Source organism: Mesorhizobium sp. NFR06 (genome assembly GCF_900115245.1).
GTDB lineage: Bacteria > Pseudomonadota > Alphaproteobacteria > Rhizobiales > Rhizobiaceae > Mesorhizobium.
In genome coordinates, this window is record NZ_FOVT01000001.1 from 1 (window position 1) to 21,580 (window position 21,580).

Annotated in this window: 21 protein-coding genes and 1 pseudogene; 11 read left to right on the forward strand and 11 right to left on the reverse strand. The window is 65.2% G+C overall.

Going from position 1 to position 21,580, the window contains the following annotated elements; genetic code table 11:
* The 4 genes from F3H96_RS30870 to F3H96_RS30395 all read right to left on the reverse strand — a co-directional run.
* Positions 1-244, reverse strand: a 244-nt coding sequence (locus tag F3H96_RS30870) for a hypothetical protein (RefSeq protein ID WP_210248142.1), incomplete at its 3' end; no start/stop codon positions are given.
* 120 nt (positions 245-364) lie between these two features.
* Positions 365-1,012 (reverse strand): isoprenylcysteine carboxylmethyltransferase family protein, encoded by a 648-nt coding sequence (locus F3H96_RS00010; protein ID WP_149789897.1) that lies wholly within the window; start codon positions 1,010-1,012, stop codon positions 365-367.
* Between the two features lie 153 nt (positions 1,013-1,165).
* A complete protein-coding gene (gene infC / locus F3H96_RS00015) occupies positions 1,166-1,702 on the reverse strand; it encodes a translation initiation factor IF-3 (protein WP_010912915.1) in 537 nt (178 codons plus the stop codon).
* Positions 1,703-1,763: 61 nt separating this feature from the next.
* Positions 1,764-1,925: a hypothetical protein gene (locus F3H96_RS30395; RefSeq protein ID WP_188131246.1), complete on the reverse strand. Its 162-nt coding sequence runs from the start codon at positions 1,923-1,925 to the stop codon at positions 1,764-1,766.
* On the opposite strand from F3H96_RS30395, the gene F3H96_RS00020 reads away from it, so the two are divergent.
* From F3H96_RS00020 to F3H96_RS00035, 4 genes are all read left to right on the forward strand, one after another.
* Positions 1,918-2,688, forward strand: coding sequence for an alpha/beta hydrolase (locus F3H96_RS00020; RefSeq protein ID WP_149789898.1), 771 nt, complete (start codon positions 1,918-1,920; stop codon positions 2,686-2,688). The genes F3H96_RS30395 and F3H96_RS00020 overlap by 8 nt on opposite strands.
* Positions 2,689-2,690: 2 nt before the next feature.
* Positions 2,691-3,833, forward strand: coding sequence for a benzoate/H(+) symporter BenE family transporter (locus F3H96_RS00025; RefSeq protein ID WP_149789899.1), 1,143 nt, complete (start codon positions 2,691-2,693; stop codon positions 3,831-3,833).
* Between the two features lie 116 nt (positions 3,834-3,949).
* Positions 3,950-4,429 carry a DUF2852 domain-containing protein gene (locus F3H96_RS00030; protein WP_149789900.1) on the forward strand — a complete coding sequence of 160 codons (480 nt, stop codon included), beginning with the start codon at positions 3,950-3,952 and terminating at the stop codon, positions 4,427-4,429.
* 120 nt (positions 4,430-4,549) lie between these two features.
* Positions 4,550-5,308, forward strand: a complete 759-nt coding sequence (locus tag F3H96_RS00035; RefSeq protein WP_149789901.1) for a M48 family metallopeptidase — start codon at positions 4,550-4,552, stop codon at positions 5,306-5,308.
* A gap of 159 nt (positions 5,309-5,467) precedes the next feature.
* Here F3H96_RS00035 and F3H96_RS00040 read toward each other — a convergent pair whose 3' ends face one another.
* On the reverse strand, positions 5,468-5,686 hold the full coding sequence (locus F3H96_RS00040; protein WP_149789902.1) for a hypothetical protein: 219 nt from the start codon (positions 5,684-5,686) through the stop codon (positions 5,468-5,470).
* A 104-nt stretch (positions 5,687-5,790) separates the two neighbouring features.
* Between F3H96_RS00040 and F3H96_RS00045 the strand changes: the two genes are divergently transcribed.
* The 7 genes and pseudogenes from F3H96_RS00045 (at position 5,791) to F3H96_RS00070 (ending at position 11,675) form a co-directional block, all read left to right on the forward strand.
* Positions 5,791-6,450 carry a phosphoribosylanthranilate isomerase gene (locus F3H96_RS00045; protein ID WP_149790620.1) on the forward strand — a complete coding sequence of 220 codons (660 nt, stop codon included), beginning with the start codon at positions 5,791-5,793 and terminating at the stop codon, positions 6,448-6,450.
* A gap of 84 nt (positions 6,451-6,534) precedes the next feature.
* Positions 6,535-7,785 carry a tryptophan synthase subunit beta gene (trpB, locus tag F3H96_RS00050; protein ID WP_149789903.1) on the forward strand — a complete coding sequence of 417 codons (1,251 nt, stop codon included), beginning with the start codon at positions 6,535-6,537 and terminating at the stop codon, positions 7,783-7,785.
* Positions 7,786-7,787: 2 nt separating this feature from the next.
* Positions 7,788-8,627: a tryptophan synthase subunit alpha gene (gene trpA, locus F3H96_RS00055; RefSeq protein WP_149789904.1), complete on the forward strand. Its 840-nt coding sequence runs from the start codon at positions 7,788-7,790 to the stop codon at positions 8,625-8,627.
* 98 nt (positions 8,628-8,725) lie between these two features.
* Positions 8,726-9,652 (forward strand): acetyl-CoA carboxylase, carboxyltransferase subunit beta, encoded by a 927-nt coding sequence (gene accD / locus F3H96_RS00060; RefSeq protein ID WP_149789905.1) that lies wholly within the window; start codon positions 8,726-8,728, stop codon positions 9,650-9,652.
* A gap of 249 nt (positions 9,653-9,901) precedes the next feature.
* Positions 9,902-11,227, forward strand: a complete 1,326-nt coding sequence (locus tag F3H96_RS00065; protein ID WP_149789906.1) for a folylpolyglutamate synthase/dihydrofolate synthase family protein — start codon at positions 9,902-9,904, stop codon at positions 11,225-11,227.
* Positions 11,228-11,260: 33 nt separating this feature from the next.
* A pseudogene (locus F3H96_RS31595) lies at positions 11,261-11,325 on the forward strand (VOC family protein); the annotation flags it as partial.
* Between the two features lie 17 nt (positions 11,326-11,342).
* Positions 11,343-11,675 carry a VOC family protein gene (locus F3H96_RS00070; RefSeq protein WP_244619864.1) on the forward strand — a complete coding sequence of 111 codons (333 nt, stop codon included), beginning with the start codon at positions 11,343-11,345 and terminating at the stop codon, positions 11,673-11,675.
* 233 nt (positions 11,676-11,908) lie between these two features.
* Here the strand turns inward: F3H96_RS00070 and F3H96_RS00075 are convergent, their stop codons facing one another.
* The 6 genes from F3H96_RS00075 to tsaE form a co-directional block, all read right to left on the reverse strand.
* Complete coding sequence (locus F3H96_RS00075; protein ID WP_149789907.1) at positions 11,909-12,190, reverse strand: cupin domain-containing protein; 282 nt, start codon at positions 12,188-12,190, stop codon at positions 11,909-11,911.
* A 134-nt stretch (positions 12,191-12,324) separates the two neighbouring features.
* Positions 12,325-12,648, reverse strand: coding sequence for a thioredoxin (gene trxA / locus F3H96_RS00080; protein WP_149789908.1), 324 nt, complete (start codon positions 12,646-12,648; stop codon positions 12,325-12,327).
* A 75-nt stretch (positions 12,649-12,723) separates the two neighbouring features.
* Positions 12,724-16,236 (reverse strand): double-strand break repair helicase AddA, encoded by a 3,513-nt coding sequence (gene addA / locus F3H96_RS00085; protein WP_149789909.1) that lies wholly within the window; start codon positions 16,234-16,236, stop codon positions 12,724-12,726.
* Complete coding sequence (addB, locus tag F3H96_RS00090) at positions 16,233-19,352, reverse strand: double-strand break repair protein AddB (RefSeq protein ID WP_149789910.1); 3,120 nt, start codon at positions 19,350-19,352, stop codon at positions 16,233-16,235. The genes addA and addB overlap by 4 nt, the downstream gene beginning before the upstream one ends.
* Positions 19,349-20,071: a nucleotidyltransferase family protein gene (locus F3H96_RS00095; RefSeq protein ID WP_149789911.1), complete on the reverse strand. Its 723-nt coding sequence runs from the start codon at positions 20,069-20,071 to the stop codon at positions 19,349-19,351. Before F3H96_RS00095 ends, addB begins: the two co-directional genes overlap by 4 nt.
* Positions 20,068-21,579, reverse strand: coding sequence for a tRNA (adenosine(37)-N6)-threonylcarbamoyltransferase complex ATPase subunit type 1 TsaE (gene tsaE / locus F3H96_RS00100; protein ID WP_149789912.1), 1,512 nt, complete (start codon positions 21,577-21,579; stop codon positions 20,068-20,070). The genes F3H96_RS00095 and tsaE overlap by 4 nt, the downstream gene beginning before the upstream one ends.
* Between the last annotated feature and the right edge of the window lies 1 nt (position 21,580).

Consider the following 21,580-nt stretch of genomic DNA (forward strand, 5'->3'; position numbering starts at 1 on the left):
CGCCGATCCGGCGGCGCTGGCCGAGATCCTGTGCCTCCAGGAAGAGCGCGTCGTCGCTCGCGACAACACAGTCGCCTTCGCGCGGCTCAGATTGCAGCTGCCGCAAAGTCCGATCCGACATCACTTCGTCAAAGCCACGGTCAAGATCAGGCAATATCCTGATGGCACGTTCGCAATCTTCCACGGGCCGCGTCGCATTGCGGCATATAGCTCCGATGGCACCCCAATCCAGAACTGCCGTCAAATCGGCAGAGCTGCGTGAACCGCTTCGACGCAAACTGAAGCGGACAAATGATGTGCTACCAAACCGGACAACTTGATTAGCTACCGACACACCTCAAGCCGTGCGACGCTCTGTCCCCGATCAGGGCAGCGTGAACCACACCGGCAGCATCCCCGACTGCTGGGCGCCGTCGATCAGCTCGAAAGCCGGCAGGGCCACCAGGAAAACCAGCCCGTCGAGCAGCGTGCTCAACAAGAGACGCGGCCTGAAGCTGCCGGTGTCGCCCTCCTGGTAGAGCGTCAGATTGGGAAAGAAGCGCGGCACCTTTGCGAGATAGGCCTGGTAAGGCGCGCCGAGTGCTTCCTTCAGGTAGCGCTCCTCGCGCAGGATGACGATGTGGAAGGCGCCGGCGCACAGCAGCGCGAAGAGAATGATGCCTGAAAACGAGCCGATCTGCGCGCCGACGCCGGCGGCAGCCACGGTGGAGAATAGATAAAGCGGGTTGCGAGTGATCGAATAAGGCCCGCCGGTGACCACTTCGGAGGATTTGCGCCCGCCGATATAAAGCGTCGACCACAATCGCCCGACCACGCCGAGAAAGATCAAAAGCACGCCGAACATCTCGATCGACTCGTGCATGGGCGTGTCCGGCGGAAAGGAAGACTGGCCGAACAGAAGCGCGGCAAACAGCACCACGATCAGCACGGCCAGCACGATCCGGCGCATCTGCTGGTAGCCGCCAAGACCTTCCGTTTGCCCGGCAGGCGGAGACTTCACTTCATCGGTCATCACGAAAACCCGATCGTCGATTTGCTCGCGACCGAGGAACTCGATCGTCGGTTTGTCGCGATCGGCAAAGCCGATCGTCGATTTGGGCGATCGGATAGAAAACAGGCGCCCCGCCGATCGTCGGGACGCCTTGCACGATGATTTTGGCGGTATTTAGCGCGGCGCCAGAACCATCATCATCTGGCGGCCTTCGAGCTTGGGCTCGGCCTCGACCTTGGCGATGGTCGCCACTTCCTCGCGCACCTTGTTCAAAAGCTGCATGCCGAGTTCCATATGCGCCATCTCGCGGCCGCGGAAGCGCAGCGTCAGCTTGACCTTGTCGCCTTCCTCGAAGAAGCGCCGCACGGCCTTCATCTTGGTCTCGTAGTCATGGCTGTCGATGTTCGGGCGCATCTTGATCTCCTTGATCTCGATGACCTTCTGGTTCTTGCGCGCTTCGGCCGCCTTCTTCTGGTTGGCGTATTTCAGCTTGCCGAGATCGAGGATTTTCACGACGGGGGGCACCGCATTGGGCGATATCTCGACGAGGTCGAGTCCGGCCTCTTCGGCGAGCAGCAATGCGTCGTTTATGGAAACATCGCCGCGGTTCTGGCCTTCGGCGTCGATGAGCTGGACCCGGGGAACCCGGATGTCTCGGTTGGAGCGCGGCCCGTCCTTGGTGGGTGCCGCTGCTTTGAAAGGTCTGCGAATGGTCGTGGTCTCCTCGGCCGTTTCGTTCAGGGTTTCTGTAGAGTCAAACAGGTGGACGCGCCTATGTGGTGAGCGCGCGGCCGGAGTCAATAGCATAGCCGCGCTGCAAAATCACCTGCTGCCTGGCAATTGTCTGCACCAAGCAAAGAAATGCCGCGAGCACTTTTCGTTGAACCATGGCCTGTGCCAAAAGACCGGGCGGAAGGGACAGGATCATGGCCACCAGCGCTCCGGTTTTCATCGATGTGGATGGGTCGAGCATCGCCGTCAGGCAATCGGCCGGCACAACGCCCGGCTTAGTCTGGCTCGGCGGCTACAAGTCCGACATGCTGGGCGCGAAGGCTGAGGCCCTCGCCGCCTGGGCCGGCGGCGAGGGCCGCGCCTATCTGCGCCACGACTATTCCGGCCATGGCGAGTCGGGCGGCGAATTCGCCGACGGCACCATCTCGAAATGGCTTGCGCAGAGCCTCGCCGTCTTTCGGCGTTTCAGCCAGGGCAAGCAGATCCTGGTCGGTTCCTCGATGGGAGCGTGGATTGCGCTGCGCATGGCGCAGGAGCTGCGCAAGGCCGGCGAGGATCGCGTCGCCGGCCTGGTGCTGCTGGCGCCGGCGCCCGATTTCACCGTCGAACTGATCGAGCCGGTGCTGACTGACGCGCAGCGGCGCGATCTCAAGGAAAAAGGCTTCTTCGCCGAGCCGTCCGATTACGCGGACGAGCCTTATGTCTACACGCGCGCGCTGATCGAGGACGGCCGCGTCAACCGGGTGATGACCGGGCCGATCGATACCCATTGTCCGGTGCACATCCTGCAGGGCCTGGCCGACCCCGACGTGCCGTCCGGCCATGCGTTGAAGCTGGCCGCGATGCTGCCGGTCGACGACGTGACGCTGTCGCTGATTCCCGACGGAGACCATCGCCTGTCCCGTCCCGAGGATCTCGACATGCTGAAGCGAACCGTGGGCGACATGGTCAGGCGGGCCGCCTGAGAATGCGCGTCTCGATCCCGATATCCGCCTTCGTCGCGGCGATCGTCGGCTTCGGCGGCACGCTTGCCATCGTCATTGCCGCCGCCAAGGCGGTCGGCGCGACGCAGATCGAGACGGCAAGCGGCGTGACCGCGATCTGCATGGCCATGGCGATCGAATGCCTGTGGCTGTCCTGGCGCACGAAGAAGCCGGTCATCACCGCCTGGTCGACGCCTGGTCTGGCGCTGGTCGCGGCCTCCAGCGGCTTTACGATGCCGCAGGCGGTTGGCGCCTTCATCGTCACCGGCATCCTGCTCATTGCCACCGGCCTGTTCGGACCGCTGACCCGGCTGATCGCAAAGATCCCGGCCTCGGTCGCGTCCGGGATGCTGGCCGGCATCCTGGTCAGCTTCGCCGTGAACGCGGTGAAGGCCATTCCGTCCGATCCCTGGCTGATCTTGCCGCTGATCGGCGCCTTCTTCGCCATCCGGCTGTTCAATCCGGCGCTTTCGGTGCTGGTCGTCCTGATCGGCGGCGGGCTTGCCGCCTTCCTCACCGGTCGCGTCGGCGGCCTGCCGGCGCCGGAGCTGTCTTCGCTCACCTTGATCATGCCGCAGTTCACCGCCTCGGCGATCGTCGGCCTGGCCTTGCCTCTCTATCTCGTCACCATGGCCTCGCAGAACCTCTCCGGTCTCGCCGTGCTGCGCGCCGCCGGCTACCATCCGGACCCCGGTCCGCTCATCGGCGTCACCGGCCTGTTTTCGCTGCTTTCGGCCCCGTTCGGCGCCGCGACAACCAACCTGGCGGCGATCTCGGCCGCGATCTGCACCGGCCCCGATGTCCATCCCGACCCGGCCGAGCGCTGGAAGACCGGGCCATTCTATGCGCTCGCCTATCTGATCTTCGCCATCTTCGGCGCCTCGCTGGTGGCGATCTTCGCCGTCCTGCCGCAGAGCCTGATCGTGCTGGTCGCCGGGCTGGCGCTGACGGCGCCTTTGGCCAACGCGCTGTCGATCGCGCTCAAGGACGAGGCCGAACGCATGCCGGCCACCGTCACCTTCGCCGTGACGGCTTCGGGGCTTACGCTCTTCGGCGTCGGCGCCGCGTTTTGGGGCCTTGTCGCCGGGATGGCGGTTCTTTTCCTGGAAAAGCTCAAAAAGCGATAATCATTTCAGACGCTTCGCCGGTTTTGGCCGGACTTGCCTTGAATCGCCGATTTCGCCTTCCCATTTCGATTCCACGCAGCCGGTTTGGCTGTCTCCAATGGAAGGATTGGGAGAAAATGAACACAAGTGCATTGATCCGTCCGGCCTGGACGCCGGCCACAATCGCGCTGATGGTCATCGGCTTCATGGTGTTCTGGCCGCTCGGCCTCGCCATGCTCGCCTACATCATCTGGGGCGACCGGCTCGAGGGCTTCAAGCGCGACGTCAACCGCGCCACCGATGGTATCTTCGCCGGCTGCCGCCGCGGCTCGGACAAGGCCGCCCGCTGGGGCCACGGCTCGGCCCGCACCGGCAACGTCGCTTTCGACGACTGGCGCGAGAAGGAACTCGAGCGCCTCGCCGAAGAGCGCCGCAAGCTCGACGAGATGCTGACCGAGTTCGACGACTACGCCCGTGAGCTGCGCCGCGCCAAGGATCAGGAAGAGTTCGACCGCTTCATGGCAAATCGCAACAAGTCGACCGCGCCGACCACCTCCGGCTCGACCGACAAGCCCGCGCCGAAGCGCGGCAAGGGCTCGAATCTTCTCGACGACTGAGACCGCGCGACAGGTCTCGGCACGATGTGCGGCGTCGCGTCCAGCGACGCCGTTTCTTTTTTGTTCTCTCTGTGACTTCCCTCCACTGGTCGTTTTTCTCGAATCGCGTATCGTCCAGCCATGACCCTCGGCTTCTTTCGCAATCTGACCAAGCCAAAGCCCACGCCTGTCGTGGAGCGTGAACATTGCGTCGCCGGCCGCACGCTGCCGCTGAAAATCGTCGAAAGCGTGAGGGCCAGGCGGCTCACGCTGCGCATCGATTCCGGCGGCCAGGGCCTGCGGGTAACCGTGCCGCCGGGCCTGCGCCGCGGCGAGGTGGAGAAGTTCCTCGACCGCCACCAGGACTGGCTGGAGCAGCGCCTGGCCAAGGTGCCGACGAGGCCGCAGGTGCGGCCCGGCATAAAAGTTCCCATCCGGGGCGTGCCGCACCGCATCGTCCACGAGCCTTCGAAGCGCGGCACCGTCACCGTCTCGCGCGACGAGCGCGGCCCGCTCCTGGTCGTCCATGGCGAGCGCATCCACCTGCCGCGCCGCATCGCCGATTACCTCAAGCGCGAGGCCAAGAAGGAGATCGAGAAGCTGGTGGTCAAGCACACCGAGGCGATCGGCAAGCGCGCCAAGGCGATAAGGTATAAGGATACCTCCAGCCGCTGGGGGTCATGCACCTCGGAGGGCAATCTCTCCTTCTCGTGGCGCATCATGATGGCGCCGCCGCCGGTGATCAATTACCTGGTGGCGCATGAGGTCGCGCATCTGAAGGAGATGAACCACGGCCCGAAATTCTGGAAGCTGTGCGAAAAGCTTTGTCCCGACACCGACCGCTGCAAGGACTGGCTGAAGCGCAACGGCGGCGCGCTGCAGGCGATCGTGTTCGAGTAGGCGGAGGTGTTGCGCGATTGCGGCTAGCCACCGCTAGCCCGTCGACGCTGGAGATTGGCCGAGCCACCTCGGCGTCGTCATCCTAGGGTCTGCGCTCCGCTGCGCGTCGCTCCGCCCTAGGATGACGAAATTACGGTCGCCTCGTATCACGAACACCGCTCAATCATCATTCGCGGCGTTGAGCTCCTCCGGTTTCAACCCCTCGCCGCCATGATGCGGCCAGGGTAGAAAATTCCGGTCAAAGGCATCGCTGCCGAAATACTCCAGCGCCCTGTGCGCTTCCGCCCCGTTGAAGGCGGCCTTGTCCATCAGATGCGCGATCACCTCGCGCGCCTGCGCGATCTTCTGCCTGAGTTCGACGACGGTCTGGTCGGCCATGCTGTTCTCCCGCCCTAATCTTTTATGAACGTAGCGCTTCCCATGCTCATGGCAACAGCATGCTTTTTCTCGACTCTTCGGCCGTTTCGTGCCAAGCCCGCGCCATGACGCTCGACATCAAGATCTGCGGATTGAAGACCGACGCCGCGATGGCCGCCGCCCTTGCCGGTGGCGCCAGCCATGTCGGCTTTATCTTCTTTGCCAAAAGCCCGCGCTATGTCGAGCCGGCCGGAGCCGGCCGATTGCGCCAGGCGGCAGCCGGCAAGGCCAAGGCCGTGGCCGTGACGGTCGACGCCGATGATGCGTTTCTGGGCGAAATCGTTGCCGGCATGCAGCCGGATATGCTGCAATTGCATGGGTCGGAAACGCCTGAGCGCGTGGCGGAGATCAAGGCGCGCTACGGCCTGCCGGTCATGAAGGCGCTGCCGATCAGCGAAGCGGCGGATCTCGATCGCATGAAACCCTTCGTCGGCGTCGCCGATCGCTTCCTTCTGGATTCCAAGCCGCCCAAGGGATCGCAATTGCCCGGCGGCAACGGCGTCGCCTTCGACTGGCGCATCCTTGCCGGCCTTGACGCCGGCGTCGATTACATGCTTTCCGGTGGGCTCAATGCCGTCAATATCGGCGATGCCTTGAGACTGGCCAATCCGCCCGGAATAGACGTTTCGTCGGGGGTGGAGAGTGCTCCGGGCGTCAAGGATCCGGCGCTGATCGAGCAGTTTTTCCGGGCCGTCAGGGCCGCGCGCGACGACCGCGCCGCCTGAGGAGCCTTTCAAACCCGAGCATGTCCCGGAATAGCGGGACCGCTTTTCCGGCAAGGGCATGCTCATAAGTCAAGGAGATCGGCGATGAACAAGCCGGCTATGCCCAATTCCTTCCGCACCGGCCCCGACGAGCAGGGCATGTTCGGCATTTTCGGCGGCCGTTTCGTCGCCGAGACGCTGATGCCGCTGATCCTCGACCTCGAAGAGCAGTGGAACAAGGCCAAGACCGATCCGGAGTTCAAGGCCGAGCTGCAGAACCTGTCGACCCACTATGCCGGACGGCCGTCGAAGCTCTATTTCGCCGAAGGCCTGACGAAGCATCTTCGTGAGGTTTCCTCGGCGAAAGGCCTCGGGGGCGGTGCCAAGGTCTATTTCAAGCGCGAGGACCTCAACCACACCGGCTCGCACAAGATCAACAACTGTCTTGGCCAGATCCTCCTCGCCAAGCGCATGGGCAAGAAGCGGATCATCGCCGAGACCGGGGCCGGCCAGCACGGCGTCGCCGCCGCAACCGTAGCCGCGCGTTTCGGCTATCCATGCGTCGTCTACATGGGCGCCACCGACGTCGCCCGCCAGAGCCCCAACGTCTTTCGCATGAAGCTGCTGGGCGCAGAGGTGCGGCCGGTCACCGCCGGCCACGGCACGCTGAAGGACGCCATGAACGAAGCCCTGCGTGATTGGGTCACCAACGTCGAGGATACCTATTACCTGATCGGCACCGCCGCCGGACCGCACCCCTATCCGGAGCTGGTGCGCGACTTTCAGTCGGTGATCGGCACGGAAGCGCGCGCCCAGATGCTGGAGCAGGAAGGCCGCCTGCCCGACGTCATCATCGCCGCGGTCGGCGGCGGCTCCAACGCCATCGGCCTCTTCCATCCCTTCCTCGACGACAGCCAGGTCCGCATCATCGGCATCGAGGCCGGCGGGCGTGGCCTTGACGGCGTCGAGCACTGCGCCTCGATGAACGCCGGCAAGCCGGGCGTGCTGCATGGCAACCGCACCTATCTGTTGCAGAACGCCGACGGCCAGATCCTCGACGGCCATTCGATCTCGGCCGGCCTCGATTATCCGGGCGTCGGCCCCGAGCATTCCTGGCTGCGCGATTCGGGCCGCGTCGAATATGTGCCGATCCTCGACGACGAGGCGCTGGAGGCCTTCCAGCTCACCACCCGTGTCGAAGGCATCATTCCGGCGCTGGAATCCGCGCACGCCATCGCCCATGCGATGAAGATCGCGCCTTCGATGGACAAGGACCAGATCGTCATCGTCAATTTGTCCGGCCGCGGCGACAAGGACGTGCACACGGTGGCCAAGATGCTGGGCATGGAGATCTGACAATGACGACCCGCATCGACCGCCGCATGGCGAAGCTGAAGTCCGAGGGCCGCCCGGCCCTGGTCACCTATATCATGGGCGGCGACCCGGACTACGACACCGCTTTGTCCATCATGAAGGGGCTGCCGATCGCAGGCTCCGACATCATCGAGCTAGGCATGCCGTTCTCCGACCCGATGGCCGACGGTCCGGCCATCCAGGCAGCGGGCCTCAGGGCGCTGAAAGGCGGCCAGACGCTGGCCAGGACACTGAAGATGGCGTCCGAATTCCGCGCAAGCGACGACGAGACGCCGATCGTGCTGATGGGCTACTACAATCCGATCTACATCTACGGCGTCGACCGTTTCCTCGCCGACGCAAAGGCAAGCGGTATCGACGGGCTGATCGTCGTCGACCTGCCGCCGGAGATGGATGAGGAGCTTTGCATTCCGGCGCTGAATGCCGGCGTCAATTTCATCCGCCTGGCGACGCCGACCACCGACGACAAGCGCCTGCCCAAGGTTTTGGAAAACACCTCCGGCTTCGTCTACTACGTCTCGATGACCGGCATCACCGGCTCGGCGCTTGCCGACACCGCCAAGGTCTCGGCGGCGGTCAGGCGCATCAAGGGCCATACCGCGCTGCCGGTTTGCGTCGGCTTCGGCGTCAAGACCGCCGAGCAGGCGCGTGTCATCGGCGCCTCGGCCGACGGTGTCGTGGTCGGCACGGCGATCGTCAACGCGATCGCCAATGTGCTGGGGCCCAAGGGCGAGAAGACCGCCGATCCGGCCGAAGCGGTTGCCACCTTGGTCAGCGGCCTTGCGCAGGGCGTCCGCTCGGCCCGCCTTGCTGCCACCGAATAGTCTGACTATTTGTGCTCGAACAATTCCAGCCGGAAAAACCGCCACACACTTTTCCTGGAATTGCGCGAAGCCTATCTTCCGGGACAGGAGCCGAAGCCATGAACTGGATCACCAATTACGTCCGCCCGAAGATCAATTCCATGCTCGGCCGGCGCACCGACATGCCGGAAAACCTCTGGATCAAGGATCCCGAGACCGGCGAGATGATCTTTCACAAGGATCTTGAATCCAACCAGTTCGTCATCCCGGCTTCCGGCCATCACATGAAGATCTCGGCCAAGGAGCGGCTGCGCTATTTCTTCGACGACGGCAAATACGAGCAGCTCGAAAACCCCAAGGTCGTCCAGGACCCGCTGAAATTCCGCGACGAGAAGCGCTACACCGATCGCCTGAAAGAGGCGAAGGCCAAGACCGGCCTGGAGGATGCGATCCTCAATGCCATCGGCACGATCGAGGGCCTGCCGGTCGTGGTCACCGTGCAGGACTTCGCCTTCATGGGCGGCTCGCTCGGCATGGCCGCGGGCGATGCCATCGTGCACGCCTTCGAAGTTGCGCTGCAGCGTAAGCGGCCATTGATCCTGTTTGCCGCCTCCGGCGGCGCCCGCATGCAGGAAGGGATCCTTTCCCTGATGCAATTGCCGCGCACCACTGTCGGCGTCGACCGGCTGAAGGAAGCCGGTCTGCCCTATATCGTCGTGCTCACCAACCCGACCACCGGCGGCGTCACCGCCTCCTACGCCATGCTGGGCGACGTCCACATCGCCGAACCGGGCGCCCTGATCGGCTTTGCCGGCCCGCGCGTCATTGAGCAGACCATCCGCGAAAAGCTGCCGGACGGTTTCCAGCGCGCCGAGTACCTGATGGAGCACGGCATGGTCGACATGGTGGTTTCGCGGCTGGAGATGCGCCCGACCATCGCGCGGCTGCTCAAGATGCTGCTCAAGATGCCGGAAGCCGAGAAGCCGGTCGAGCAGGAGGTTTTCCCGCCGGCGGTGATCAACGCAGAGGCACGGCCGCAAGCCTGACACGACATCGGCCTGACGCGACATCGTTCGCCGCGACCCGCGATTTGCACCTCGTCTTGCGTGCTGTAGCTTCTGATTTGCGCATGGCCTTTTGAACCCGATTCCCGGATCCAGGGTCCCGCGCTAGAGCCGGATGATTTCAGGTCGAGTCGACCTGAATCTGAATCCGACTCCAAATCAAAGAGATAGAGCATGATGTCGTCCGAAAACCGCTTCACACTTTTCGGCATCATGCTCTAGGGTTCCATCATGACGACGCTCGCCGCCGACCGCGAAATCGAACATTTGATGATGCTGCATCCGAAGGGCTTCGACCTTTCGCTGGACCGCATCGCGCGCCTGCTCGAACGCCTCGGCAATCCGCAAGACCGGCTGCCGCCGGTCATCCACATCGCCGGCACCAACGGCAAAGGCTCCTGCGCCGCCTTCGCGCGCGCGCTGCTGGAGGCGGTCGGCCACCTCGTCCACGTCCACACCTCGCCGCATCTGGTGAACTGGCACGAGCGCTACCGGCTGGCGGCGGAAGGCGGCGGCAAGCTCGTCGATGACGACGTTTTTGCCGAGGCCATAGCGCGCGTGGCGGAGGCCAATAAAGGCCAGAAGATCACCGTCTTCGAGATCCTTACCGCCGTCACCTTCATCCTGTTTTCGGAGCACCCGGCGGAGGCAGCGATCATCGAGGTAGGCCTCGGCGGCCGCTTCGACGCCACCAACGTTATCGATCGGCCGGCCGTGTCGGTGATCATGCCGATATCGATGGACCATGAAGCCTATCTCGGCGATCGCGTCGAACTGATCGCCGCGGAGAAGGCCGGCATCATGAAGCGCGGTTGCCCGGTGGTGATCGGCGCCCAGGAAAGCGAGACAGCGCTTCAGGTGCTCATCGAGACGGCCGAACGGCTGGATTGCCCGACCGTGGTTTATGGCCAGGATTTCCTCGCCTTCGAGGAAAACGGCCGCATGGTCTATCAGGACGAGGACGGGTTGATGGATCTGCCGTCGCCGCGCCTGCCCGGGCGCCACCAGTTCGCCAATGCCGCGGCGGCGATCGCCGCCGTCAAGGCGGCCGGTTTCGAGATCGGCCATCGCGCTGCCGAGCGGGCGATGACCCATGTCGCCTGGCCGGCACGCATGCAGAAGTTGACGCAGGGCAAGCTGGTGGACCTGGCGCCGAAGGGCGCCGAGATCTGGCTGGACGGCGGCCACAATCCGGGCGCCGGCGTGGTCATTGCCGAGGCACTGGCCGAGCAGGAGGAAAAGAACCCGAAGCCGCTGATCCTGATCTCCGGCATGATCAACACCAAGGACCAGACAGGCTATTTCAGTGCCTTCAAGGGCCTCGTCCGTCATGTCTATACCGTGCCGGTAAGCAACAGCGATGCCGGCGTGCCGAACGACGAGCTTGCATTGCGTGCCGAAGAGGCTGGTCTGTCGGCCGAGCCGGTCAGCTCCGTCGCCAGCGCGCTGATGCTTTTGCGCGACAGCTGGGACGGGCCGGCGCCGCGCATCCTGATCGGCGGTTCGCTCTATTTCGCCGGCGCCGTGCTCGCCGAAAACGGCACGCCACCGACCTGAAAACCTTTTCGGCGGGGGCCGAAGGAGCCGCTCGTGATCAAGGTCAAGCAACTCGCCCATGTCTGCATCTTCGCGCATGACCTCGAAGCGACGCGCGGCTTCTACCGCGACGTGCTTGGCATGGACACACGGTTCAATTTCCTGCGCGATGATTTTCGGCTTCTACCTCGATTGCGGCGGCCGCAGCCATGTCGAAGTCTTCGAGAAGAGCGAGGCCAGCTACAGCGAGGCCAACCAGATCAACCACTTCTGCCTGGAGGTGGACGATATCGAGGCGGCCATCGCTCATATCCGCTCGAAGGGCGTCGCGGTGACGCCGAAGAAGCTCGCCTGCGACGACACTTTCCAGGCCTGGATCAGCGATCCTGATGGCGTGAAGATCGAGCTGTTCGAATACACGGCCAAAAGCGCCCAATTTGCCGGCGGCGATCGCATCGCCGACTGGTGACCGGACAGCCGGGACGGCCCGGCGCTGCGGATCCTAATCGGCGGCTCTAAATCAAGACATAGAGCATGATATCGTCCGAAAACCGGTTCTCGCGACGCGCGAGCCGATGAGCAGGTCCCGTGCTTTTGCACTGCGGTCCGAGAGCTTCGGCTCAGCCATTTGAAACCTCCGTTGTCACGGATGATAGATGCCGTTCGTCTCTTGCCATTAAGATGGCAGGTGATGGCTTGCCATCATTTCAACTCGATCTCGATGAAGGCATATTCGCCGTCATTGGCGTTGATGACGTCGTGCTCGACGCCTTCCTTGCGGAAATAGGGCGCGCCTTGCTTCATCTCGGCGAAGGATTCGCCGTCCTTGGTCATCAGCTTCACCTTGCCGTCCATCAGCGGCACGACGACATAGTCGTGGCCGTGTCGGTGCCAGCCGGTGTTGGCGCCGGGGGCGAAACGGTATTCGGTGACGATGACGCGCTCATTGTCGACGTGAACTGTGGCCTTGGCTGTTCCGGTCATTCGGGCTCTCCCTTGTCCTCGACAGCAAAAGAGATGGATGGCCTCGGCGTCAGGGCCAGAGCGTATCCAGCCATGGCGCCAAAGAAAAAGCCCGGCGCGATGGCCGGGCTCGTTTCTCGAATCTTTGGATTGGCTCAGGCGAGGCTGCCGTTGATCCAGTGCGACAGCGCCGTCTTCGGCGCCGCGCCAATCTTCATGTCGGCGACTTCGCCACCCTTGAAGATCATCAGCGTCGGGATCGAACGCACGCCGTACTGCGCGGCCAACTCGGGGTTCTCGTCGATGTTGAGCTTGGCGACCTTCACTTTCGCGCCGAGCTCGTTGGCAATCTCTTCGAGAGACGGGCCGATCATCTTGCAGGGACCGCACCACTCCGCCCAGAAATCTACCACAACCGGCTCCTTGGCGTTGAGCACATCGGCCTGGAAATTGCCCTTGTCGACCTTGACGGTGGCCATGCTGAAATCCTTTCGAAAACTCGGGGTTGCGCCAAATGTGGTGGTTGTGGTGGCGATGTTCAAGCAGTTCTTGTGTCACGCTCCCGTGAGTCGGGCAAGGGCGTCGTCCATGGCCGGGCCGGGCAGTTCGATTAGCCGCGGTGCCTCGGTGAACAGCAGCGCAGCCGTCACCGCGCGGCCCGGATAAAGCGGCTGAAGCAGCGCGCGGTAAAGCGCAAGCTGCAGGATATAGGCTGGCGGCACGTCCGCCAGGCTCGCCGGCGCCGGCCGGTTGGTCTTGTAGTCGACGATCGACACCTTTTCCGGCGTGACGGCCAGCCGGTCGATCTTGCCGGAGATCGAGCGCAGCTTGCCTTTCACCTCGAGGTTGCCCATCACGGCGACCTCCGCCCGCGAGAATGACGAGAAGAGCCCGTTGAAGTGGCTGTCGGACAGGATGGAGAGCACGGCTTCCACCGCCTTGCCGCGTTCGGGTTCCGGCCAATCGGATCCGGCGCGGGCCAGGTAACGCTCAGCCGCGCTCCGCCTTTCCGTCTCTGCAATGCCGGGCAGCAACTGCAGCAATTTGTGCAGCGCCAGGCCGCGCACCACCGCAAAGCCGGGCTCGGCGGCGGCGTCGAGCACCGGCGAGCGCATGTCGGGGACGGCCTCTTTCGCTTCATCGATCAGCGCCGAGGCGCCGGAAGGCGAAAGCGGTCGCGGCAGATCCTCATAGGGCGGCAGCGGCCGGAACAGGCTTTCAGGCAGCGGCGCGAGATGCTCGATCGAACGCTCGGCCTCGCACTCCGCAAGCGCCACGGGCGGCAGTTTTGTCATATGGAAGCGGTGCACGATCGCCTCCGCCATCGCCGGATGCCGGCGCTCCGCGCTTTCCGGCGCACCCAGCAGTGCCCGGCTGACGATCGAATGCCAGGTGCCGGTGCTGGGCTGGCGCTTGCCGTGATAGCCGCAGACGACCAGCCGGTCCTCGGCGCGCGTCATGCCGACATAAAGCAGCCGCCGGTATTCGTCGTCCGCCAGTTCGCGCGCCCGGGCCGAAGCCGCCCGCGAAACGCCGTTGGCGACATCGCTGGCCGAGCGCCACAGATAGCCCTTGCCTCTCCACTGCTTGCCGGAGCTCTCGAACGGCATCAGCCGCGGCAGATGCTGGTCGCTGAACGGCGCCGAGCCGCCATCGACCAGGAAGACCACCGGCGCCTCCAGGCCCTTGGCGGCGTGCACGGTCATGACCCGCACCTCGTCGCGCGTCTGGTCCATCTCGCGCTTGATTTCGGGACCGGCGTTTTCCAGCGTCGACAGGAAGGATTCCAGCCCCGGCAGACCGGTCCGTTCCTCGGCCAGGCAAAAACTCAGGAACTCGTCGAGGATGTCGCCGGCTTCAGGCCCGAGCCGCGCCGTCATCTTGCGGCGCAGCCCGTCGCGCGCCAGTGCCGCGGCGTAGAACTCGAACACCGGCTTGAAGGCGACCTCGTTGGCCCAGGCATCGAGGCGGCTAACGACGGCGGCCAGGGCTTCGTCGCTGGCCGCATGCTCTCTCAGCGAGGCTATCAGCGACCCACCCTTCGGTCTTTCACCAGCCAGCGCCAGCAACGTCTCCTCGGAAACACCGAAGATCGGGCTGCGCAACACCGCGGCCAGGGAAAGATCGTCCTGAGGTTGGATGAGGAAATGTCCAAGCGCGATCAGGTCCTGCACGGCAATGTGCCCGGGCAGGCTCAGCCTGTCGGCGCCGGCGACCGGGATTTGCCGGTTCTTCAGGCTTCGCGACAGCGCATGGACGAAACGGTCGCGCTTGCGCACCAGGACCAGGATGTCGCCCGCCGTCAGCCTGCGGCCCTTGCCTTCGATAACCTCGCCGTTGCGCAGCCAGTTCTGGATGGTCGTGGCCACATGCTCGGCCACCCGCACGGCCGGCGCGCTGGCATGGTTGACCGGCAGGGTCCAGTCGTCTGGTTCCTCGACCATCTCGGCGCCGATCGAAGGCCATACCTCGACATAGCCCGGAGCATCGTTGCGGATCGCCTTGTGACTCAAGGGATCGGGGTCATGGCTGATGTCGCGCCTGACGCCCGGATCGGCGAAGACGCGGTCGACCGCGGCAAGCACGTCGTCGCTCGAACGGAACGACCAGGTTAGCTTCAAATTGGCGAAGGCAGCTTCCGCGTCGCGCACGCGTCCGGCAAACAAAAGCCGGCTTTCGGCAAAGGAATCCGGCGCGGCTCCTTGAAAGGAATAGATCGACTGTTTCTCGTCGCCGACGGCAAAGACCGTTCGCTTGACCGCCTCGCGCTGGCCGAGCCCGGCAAAGAACTCCTCGGTCAGCTTCTTCACCACCTCCCATTGGGCGGGGCTGGTGTCCTGCGCCTCGTCGAGCAGGATATGGTCGATGCCCTGGTCGAGTTTGTACTGCACCCACGGGCCGGCATCCGGCCGCGACAAAAGGCTGACGGTGCGGGTGATGAGATCGTTGAAGTCGAGGAAACCCCGCCCGCGCTTCAGTCGCTCATAGCGCGCGATCAGCCAGCCGGCGACGGTGAGTGCCGCGGCTGTCCCTTCGAGCATGCGGAACAGCGCCAGCTGGTCGGATACGTCGAGGATTGCCTTGGCGGCTGCCAGATAGCGGTCCGGCAAATCGGGCAACCGGTCGACCAGCGCCTTCTTGAATATTTTGGGCGGCTCGTAGGGATTGCCGTCGGCCTTGAGAAAGGCCTTTGCCAAGAGCCGCAGCCGGCGGATCGGGTCGGCTTCGGCGAATGCACCCCTTGCATAGGGGATGACGTTGTTCAGCACCTGCCGCGCCTCGGTTGCTTCGGCGGCATGCGCGAATTCCGCGAACTGGCCGGGTGCAAAGCCGGGCAGCGGCCAGATGGAAGCCGCGATCTCTTCAGCCGCCTGTCCGGGCCTGAAACCGAATTCAGCGAACAGCGGCCGGAAGTCACGGTCCTTGCCGAGCTTGGCGACGAAAACGCGCAGTTCGTCCCGTTTGCCGACGATTTCGGATAGCAGCGAGTCGAGCCCGAACTCGCCGCCGCGCTCCAGCACTGTGGCAAAGGCTTCCGCCAGCCCTTCCACATCGGCGCCAGCACCCGAGATCATGTCGCGGCGGGCATCGGCGAACAGCGAGGCCTCCATCTGCGGATCGAGCATCTCGAAATGCGCCGGGATGTTGGCTTCGAGCGGGAACTGGTGCAGCACCGATTCGCAGAAGGCATGGATGGTCTGGATCTTCAGCCCGCCCGGCGTCTCCAGCGCCTCGGCGAACAATCGGCGCGCGCGCCGCATGGTGTCCTTGTCGGCACCGCGGCCATCGAGCGCCGCGATCCGTGTCGCGAGTTCGGCATCGGACAGGGCGGTCCATTCCGACAGGGTGGAAAAAACCCGGTTCGACATGTTTGCGGCGGCGGCGCGGGTATAGGTCAGGCACAGGATCTTCGAGGGGTCGGTGCCGTTGAGCAGAAGCCGGATGACGCGTTGTGCCAGCACATGCGTCTTGCCCGAGCCGGCATTGGCCGAGACCCAGGCGGAGTTTTGCGGGTCGGAGGCGCGCGCCTGGCTGGCGGCGGTCTCGGAGGGGATCGGATATCTCATCCTTCCGTCTCGTCTTCGCTGGCGCCGCCGGCCGACCATTCGAGCACGCGCGCCAGATGGTCGTAGTCGCCGTCGGCTTCGCCCTCGCGGAAAGGCAGCGCGCGCGACAGATAACCGGTCGCGGGATCGGCATAGTGGAAGAGCAGCCGCTCCAGCCGTGCCCAGGCCTCCTCGGAAAGGTCGTTGGCGGTGCGCGGCTTGCGGTTGTATTCGAGGATCGATTCCTCGAACACCTCGCCATTCGGCTTCAGCCGCACGAAGGCAAGCTGCGAGGGCTCGCGAATGCCGAGTTCCTTGAAGGCGCCGCGCCTGAGCAAGGCCCCTTCCAATGCCAGTTGCGGCGACAAAAGCGTGTGCGCCTGCGCCTTCGAGGGCGAGGACCCGGTCTTGTAATCGAGGATGTCGGCCATGCCGCCGGCAAGCAGGTCGACGCGGTCGGCATAGCCGGAGAGCGTCACGCCGGTGCGGCCGACGAGCGTCTTCTCGGCGCGCTCCTCGGCATAACGCCTGGCGACGGCGTCGGCGCGGCCATGCTCCCATTCGATGACGTTGTCGGCGAGCTTTTCGAAACGCGGCCACCACACCGCCTCGATATCCGGCGGAAGCCTTGCGTCGGCAAAGCAAGCACGGCCGGCTTCGATGAGGCGCGCCAGCGCGTCTGCCGCTCTCGGATCCTCCACCCGTCGCGAGAACAGGTGCAGGATTTCATGGAACAGCGTGCCGCGTTCGGCCGCCCCCGGATCGCGGATCAGCGGGTCGAGCGGCATCAAGCCAAGGATGCGCCGCGCATAGACCGCGTAGGGGTCGCGGCGCAGCGTCTCGATCTCGGTGACCGAAAAATGCTGCGGGCGCATGCTGAGCGGCGGTTTTGGCTGCGGACGCGCCGCGAAGTCCTCTTTCTCGCCGGCATCGAGGGCCCGCACCCAGGCAAGCAGCGCTTCGCCGCGCCGGCTAATTGCCGCCGTCGGATCCTTGCCGATGAAGGTCAGGATGCGCTGCAGCCAGCGCGAAGGCACGGCCGGCGCATCGCCGGAGCGTGCCGAACGCGTCAGCACCACTTCGCTCGCGCCCATCGCCATCTGGAAATCATGCGCTGCGAGGCCGATGCGCCGCTCCGGTGGCTCGAGGTCGATGCCGGTCTTCATCAGCCGCGACATGAAGCGGTCGCTCTCGGGCTTGCGCGGCCAAACCCCTTCATTGAGTCCGCCGATGACGAGCGTGTCGACGTTTTGCAGCCGGGCTTCCAGCGCGCCCCAGATCGCGATGTTGCGGTCGGTGCCTTGCGCCGGTTTCACCGTCTCCGGCGCGACCAGCGCCTCCATCACGTCGGGCCATTCGCTCGCGGCGAAGGTGAAAGACGAGGACGCGGCCACCAGCCCTCTCATGAGTTCGGCGAGTTTCTCGCCGGCATCGCCGGCATAGAGGTCCCCCAGGCTGCCATCGGCCGCGCGGCCGAGATCCTCCAGCGCAACCACACTGGCGCGCGTCAGCGTCGCGATGTCGGCGTCTTTCTCCTGGCGCATCGCGGTCAGAGGCGAGAGCGCATTGTTGAGGCGGCTGAGCACGTCCCGCGCCTCTTCGATGCCGCGCACGGTGAGACGCGGCACCCAGAAAGGCGGGCGGCTTTCGCTGCCGAGGCTGGAGAGCCGCGCGTCGAACAGTTCGCTGAGTGATGCGACATCGGGCCGGCCGGTGCCGCCACGCAAGGCGACCAGCTCGACAAGTTCGGCCGCCTTGCGCACCGTGCGGCGTTCCAGACCGAGCCCAAGCAGCGGATGTTTGAGCAATGCGAGCAGGCCAACCGGGTCGCCGGGCCGGAACGCGGCGCTCAGCGCCAGCCGGAGCAGGCCGGCGGCCGGCGTACTGGTGAGCGGCATGCCGCCGGAATCGTCGGCGACGACCCCAAAACGCAGAAGCTCGGCTGAAACCCGCCGCGCCAGCGCGCGGTCGCCGGTGACGAGCGCGGCGCGCCTGCCCGGCGTCTCGACCGCGCGCTTCAGCGCAATGGCGATTGCCGCCGCCTCGTCGCGCTCATTCGCCGCTTCCACCAGCGTCACGCCGGCAAGCGCCTGTTCGACATCGCCTGCCGTGAAGCGTGGCCGCGTCTCGGTCCAATACTCGGTGGTTTCGGCCGGGCGCAACGCTTCTCCGACAAGGGCCGCGCGCAGCGCAAGCGGCGGCGGCGCCGCGACGATATCGGCGACGTCGTGGCGTGGAACGCCGATGCCACCGATCAGCTTGGCCAGGCCGTATTGCGGGTGGCCGAGCGTTGCCGGACGCGCGCCGGGCGCCGTTATCGCCGCGAAGGATGCGTCATCCAGCGCGCGGTCGAGACCGGGCAGCACGACGGCGCCGTTGGGCAGGCCGGCGATCACGGCAAGCAGTTCGGCGGTGGCGGGAATGGAGCCGGTCGAGCCCGCGGCGATCACCGGTCCGGCCGGCGGATTGCGCTTCAGCCGCGCGGCTTCCAGGCGGATCAGCGCGCTCCGATGCGCGGCCGGATTGGAGCGGTTGCGTTCTTCAAGCAGCGCCGGCCAGTTGTCGGTGACGATGCCGAGGAAATCAAGCGTCACCTGCCACCAGCCGGCAAGGTTGCCGGTGACCAGCGTCGCAAGCTTCGCCCAATCCGTGCCCTCGGTCTCGATCTCGTCCATCAGCCGGGCGAGATCGCGCGCCAGCCAGATGGCATCGGCGGCCGAGGTCGGCACGACGAATTCCTCGTTGAACCGAGCCCTGATATGGTCCGGCAGGCTTTCCTTCCAGGCGCGCACCAGTGGCGCCAGCGCCAGCAGCCGCTCCTGCGCGGCGATCGGGGGGGCAAGCTCGATCGCGGGCGTCGCCTCGGCGTCGAAGGCCGCCTCGTCCTCGTCGAACTCGCCGAGTGGCCGCACCGTCGGCAAGATGGCCGAGCGTCGGCCGAGCCTGTCGACGAAAGCCCCGCGCAGCGCGCGCGCCGCACGTCGCGTCGGCACGTAGATGGCGACGTCGGCGAGCGCCAGCGGGTCGCCGTCGAAGCGGAAGCCAGGGATCAGACGGCCGTCGAGCAACGCTTCCGCCAGCGTCGGCAGGAACGGCGCTCCGGGCGGGATGGAAAAGACGCGGCGCGAGCCGCTCATATCGCTTTCGCTAATGCGCCGGCGACCGCCGCTTCAGCCAAGGGAATGGCGTCCGGCGTGCCGACGGTGATCCAGCGGCCGTGCATCTTCATGCCGAACAGGCGCCCGGTGGCGATCGCCTTGTCAAAATAGAGATTGAGCGAATGCGAGCCTGTGGGCGCTTGCCTGAAGACGCGCGGATGGATGATCGCCGCACCGGCATAGATCAGCCCCTTCGGATCGCCTTTCGAGCGCTGGAGCGCGCCATCCGGCGCCACCAGGAAATCGGTGCCGACGCAGTGCCCGGTCGCTGAGTCGAGATCGGTAAGCATCAGCAGAATATCCATTCTGGCGGCGTCCCATGCAAGGGCAAGGCGCGCGAGGCTGGGCTCACCCTTGTCGATCCAAAACGTGTCGGCGTTGATGATATAGAAGGGCTCGCTGCCCAAAAGCGGCAGCGCCTTGACGATGCCTCCGGCCGATTCCAACAGGGCCTCGCGCTCGTCGGAGATGACGATCTTGGGCGCTTGGCGGCCGGCGACATGGGCGACGATCTGTTCGGGCAGGTAATGCACGTTGACGACGGCCTTGGCGACCCCGGCGGCCTCCAGGCTGTCCAGCGCCCAGTCCAGCAAGGTCCTGCCGGCGACCTTCACCAGCGGCTTCGGCATGGTGTCGGTGATCGGCCGCATGCGCTTGCCAAGCCCGGCCGCCAGTACCATCGCGGTCGTCGGCTTCATGGCGAGCGCTCCTCGAGCAGGCCGTGGGCCATGTAAAATTCCTTCAGGCTGCCAAGCGCCGGATGCGCCAGCGCCCGTCTCAGATAGTCGCGGATGCGCGGCAGGTGCTTGAGATAGTAAGGCTTGCCGTCGCGCTTTTCGAGCCGCACGAAGATGCCGAGGATCTTCGAATTGCGCTGCGCCGCCATGATCGCATAGGCCTCGGCGAAACCGGCCTCGTCGAAGGCGCCGGCGGCACGCCGCGCCGCGACATAGGCCGCGACCGTCCGCCGCTCGATCTCGGGCGAGACGGTGACGCGCGCATCCATGGCCAGAGAGGCGACGTCATAGGCTGCCGGCCCGATCAGCGCGTCCTGGACGTCGACGATGCCGAGCCGGTCGAGGCCGAACCGCTCCGCGCGCCAGATGATGTTGGGCGAGTGGAAATCGCGCAGCATCAGCGTGTATTCGCTGCCTGCCAGGCGATCGAGAAGTTCGTCCCATACCCGGTGATAACCCGCCCGCAATTCGTCGGTGGGAGGGTCGCCGGTGATCCATGGCACATACCAGTCGACCAACAGATCGGCCTCGATCTGCATGGCGTCGCGATCGAAAGGCGGCACGTCGTGAAACACCCCGGGTGCGGCTTCCATGCGTCCGGGCCAGGCTTTGCCGTGCATCATCGCCAGCAGCTCGGCCGCCGCTTCGTAGCGTTCGGCGACGGGCTGGCCGTCATGGCCGAGAAAACCCTCCGTGCCGAGATGTTCGATGAGCAGAAAGCCCTGGTCGAGATCCTGGGCATGGATGACCGGCACGCTGACGCCGGCGGCGAGCAGCGCACGGTCGATGGCGACGAAGGCGGTGACGGACTGGGCCGTATGCGCGATCACCGCATAGGGCTTGCCGTCGCGCACCGGCGGCCCGAGCACGAGCCGTGGCGAGTTCATCAGCACGCGCGGCGCCTGGCCGGGTAGCGAGACGATCTCATAGGAACGGGCAGAAGCGTCGCCGACGAAATGTCGGCGGTTGGCTTGGCCCCATCCGGCTGAGGCCAGGAAATCGCGCATGGCCAGCGATCGCGCAACGCGCTCGAAGACCGGCCCCTGTCCAGACAACCTCGCCACGCGGCCGTCGCCCTGTTCGGCAAGATCGAGCCACAGCGCGGTTCCCGGCAGCCGGTCTCCAGCCCGTTCCGGCCATTCGACCAGCGCCGCGCCCTGTGCTAGCGCATCATCCAGGCCGAGCTCGTCGAGTTCGTCCGGCGTGGACAGCCGGTAGAGGTCGAAATGGTGGACCGGAACGCGCGTCTCGTAGCTTTGCACCAGGGTGAAGGTCGGGCTCGGCACCTCGAGGTCGGCATCGTCCGCGAGCGCCCGGATCAGCGCGCGCGCCAGCGTCGACTTGCCGGCGCCGAGATCGCCTTTCAGCGCGATCGCATCGCCGGCGCGCAACGCCATCGCGAGGTCCTCGCCGAGCCTTGCCGTTGCCGCCTCGTCGGCGAGAAAACGCTCCAGCACCGTCCCTGCCATG

Bases quoted from the DNA above. Each gene is read 5' to 3' on its own strand.
- F3H96_RS00010 (WP_149789897.1), bottom strand. From the start codon at position 1,012: ATGACCGATGAAGTGAAGTCTCCGCCTGCCGGGCAAACGGAAGGTCTT.
- F3H96_RS00020 (WP_149789898.1), top strand. From the start codon at position 1,918: ATGGCCACCAGCGCTCCGGTTTTCATCGATGTGGATGGGTCGAGCATC.
- F3H96_RS00025 (WP_149789899.1), top strand. From the start codon at position 2,691: ATGCGCGTCTCGATCCCGATATCCGCCTTCGTCGCGGCGATCGTCGGC.
- F3H96_RS00030 (WP_149789900.1), top strand. From the start codon at position 3,950: ATGAACACAAGTGCATTGATCCGTCCGGCCTGGACGCCGGCCACAATC.
- F3H96_RS00035 (WP_149789901.1), top strand. From the start codon at position 4,550: ATGACCCTCGGCTTCTTTCGCAATCTGACCAAGCCAAAGCCCACGCCT.
- F3H96_RS00040 (WP_149789902.1), bottom strand. From the start codon at position 5,686: ATGGCCGACCAGACCGTCGTCGAACTCAGGCAGAAGATCGCGCAGGCG.
- F3H96_RS00045 (WP_149790620.1), top strand. From the start codon at position 5,791: ATGACGCTCGACATCAAGATCTGCGGATTGAAGACCGACGCCGCGATG.
- trpB (WP_149789903.1), top strand. From the start codon at position 6,535: ATGAACAAGCCGGCTATGCCCAATTCCTTCCGCACCGGCCCCGACGAG.
- trpA (WP_149789904.1), top strand. From the start codon at position 7,788: ATGACGACCCGCATCGACCGCCGCATGGCGAAGCTGAAGTCCGAGGGC.
- accD (WP_149789905.1), top strand. From the start codon at position 8,726: ATGAACTGGATCACCAATTACGTCCGCCCGAAGATCAATTCCATGCTC.
- F3H96_RS00065 (WP_149789906.1), top strand. From the start codon at position 9,902: ATGACGACGCTCGCCGCCGACCGCGAAATCGAACATTTGATGATGCTG.
- F3H96_RS00075 (WP_149789907.1), bottom strand. From the start codon at position 12,190: ATGACCGGAACAGCCAAGGCCACAGTTCACGTCGACAATGAGCGCGTC.
- trxA (WP_149789908.1), bottom strand. From the start codon at position 12,648: ATGGCCACCGTCAAGGTCGACAAGGGCAATTTCCAGGCCGATGTGCTC.
- addA (WP_149789909.1), bottom strand. From the start codon at position 16,236: ATGAGATATCCGATCCCCTCCGAGACCGCCGCCAGCCAGGCGCGCGCC.
- addB (WP_149789910.1), bottom strand. From the start codon at position 19,352: ATGAGCGGCTCGCGCCGCGTCTTTTCCATCCCGCCCGGAGCGCCGTTC.
- F3H96_RS00095 (WP_149789911.1), bottom strand. From the start codon at position 20,071: ATGAAGCCGACGACCGCGATGGTACTGGCGGCCGGGCTTGGCAAGCGC.
- tsaE (WP_149789912.1), bottom strand. From the start codon at position 21,579: ATGGCAGGGACGGTGCTGGAGCGTTTTCTCGCCGACGAGGCGGCAACG.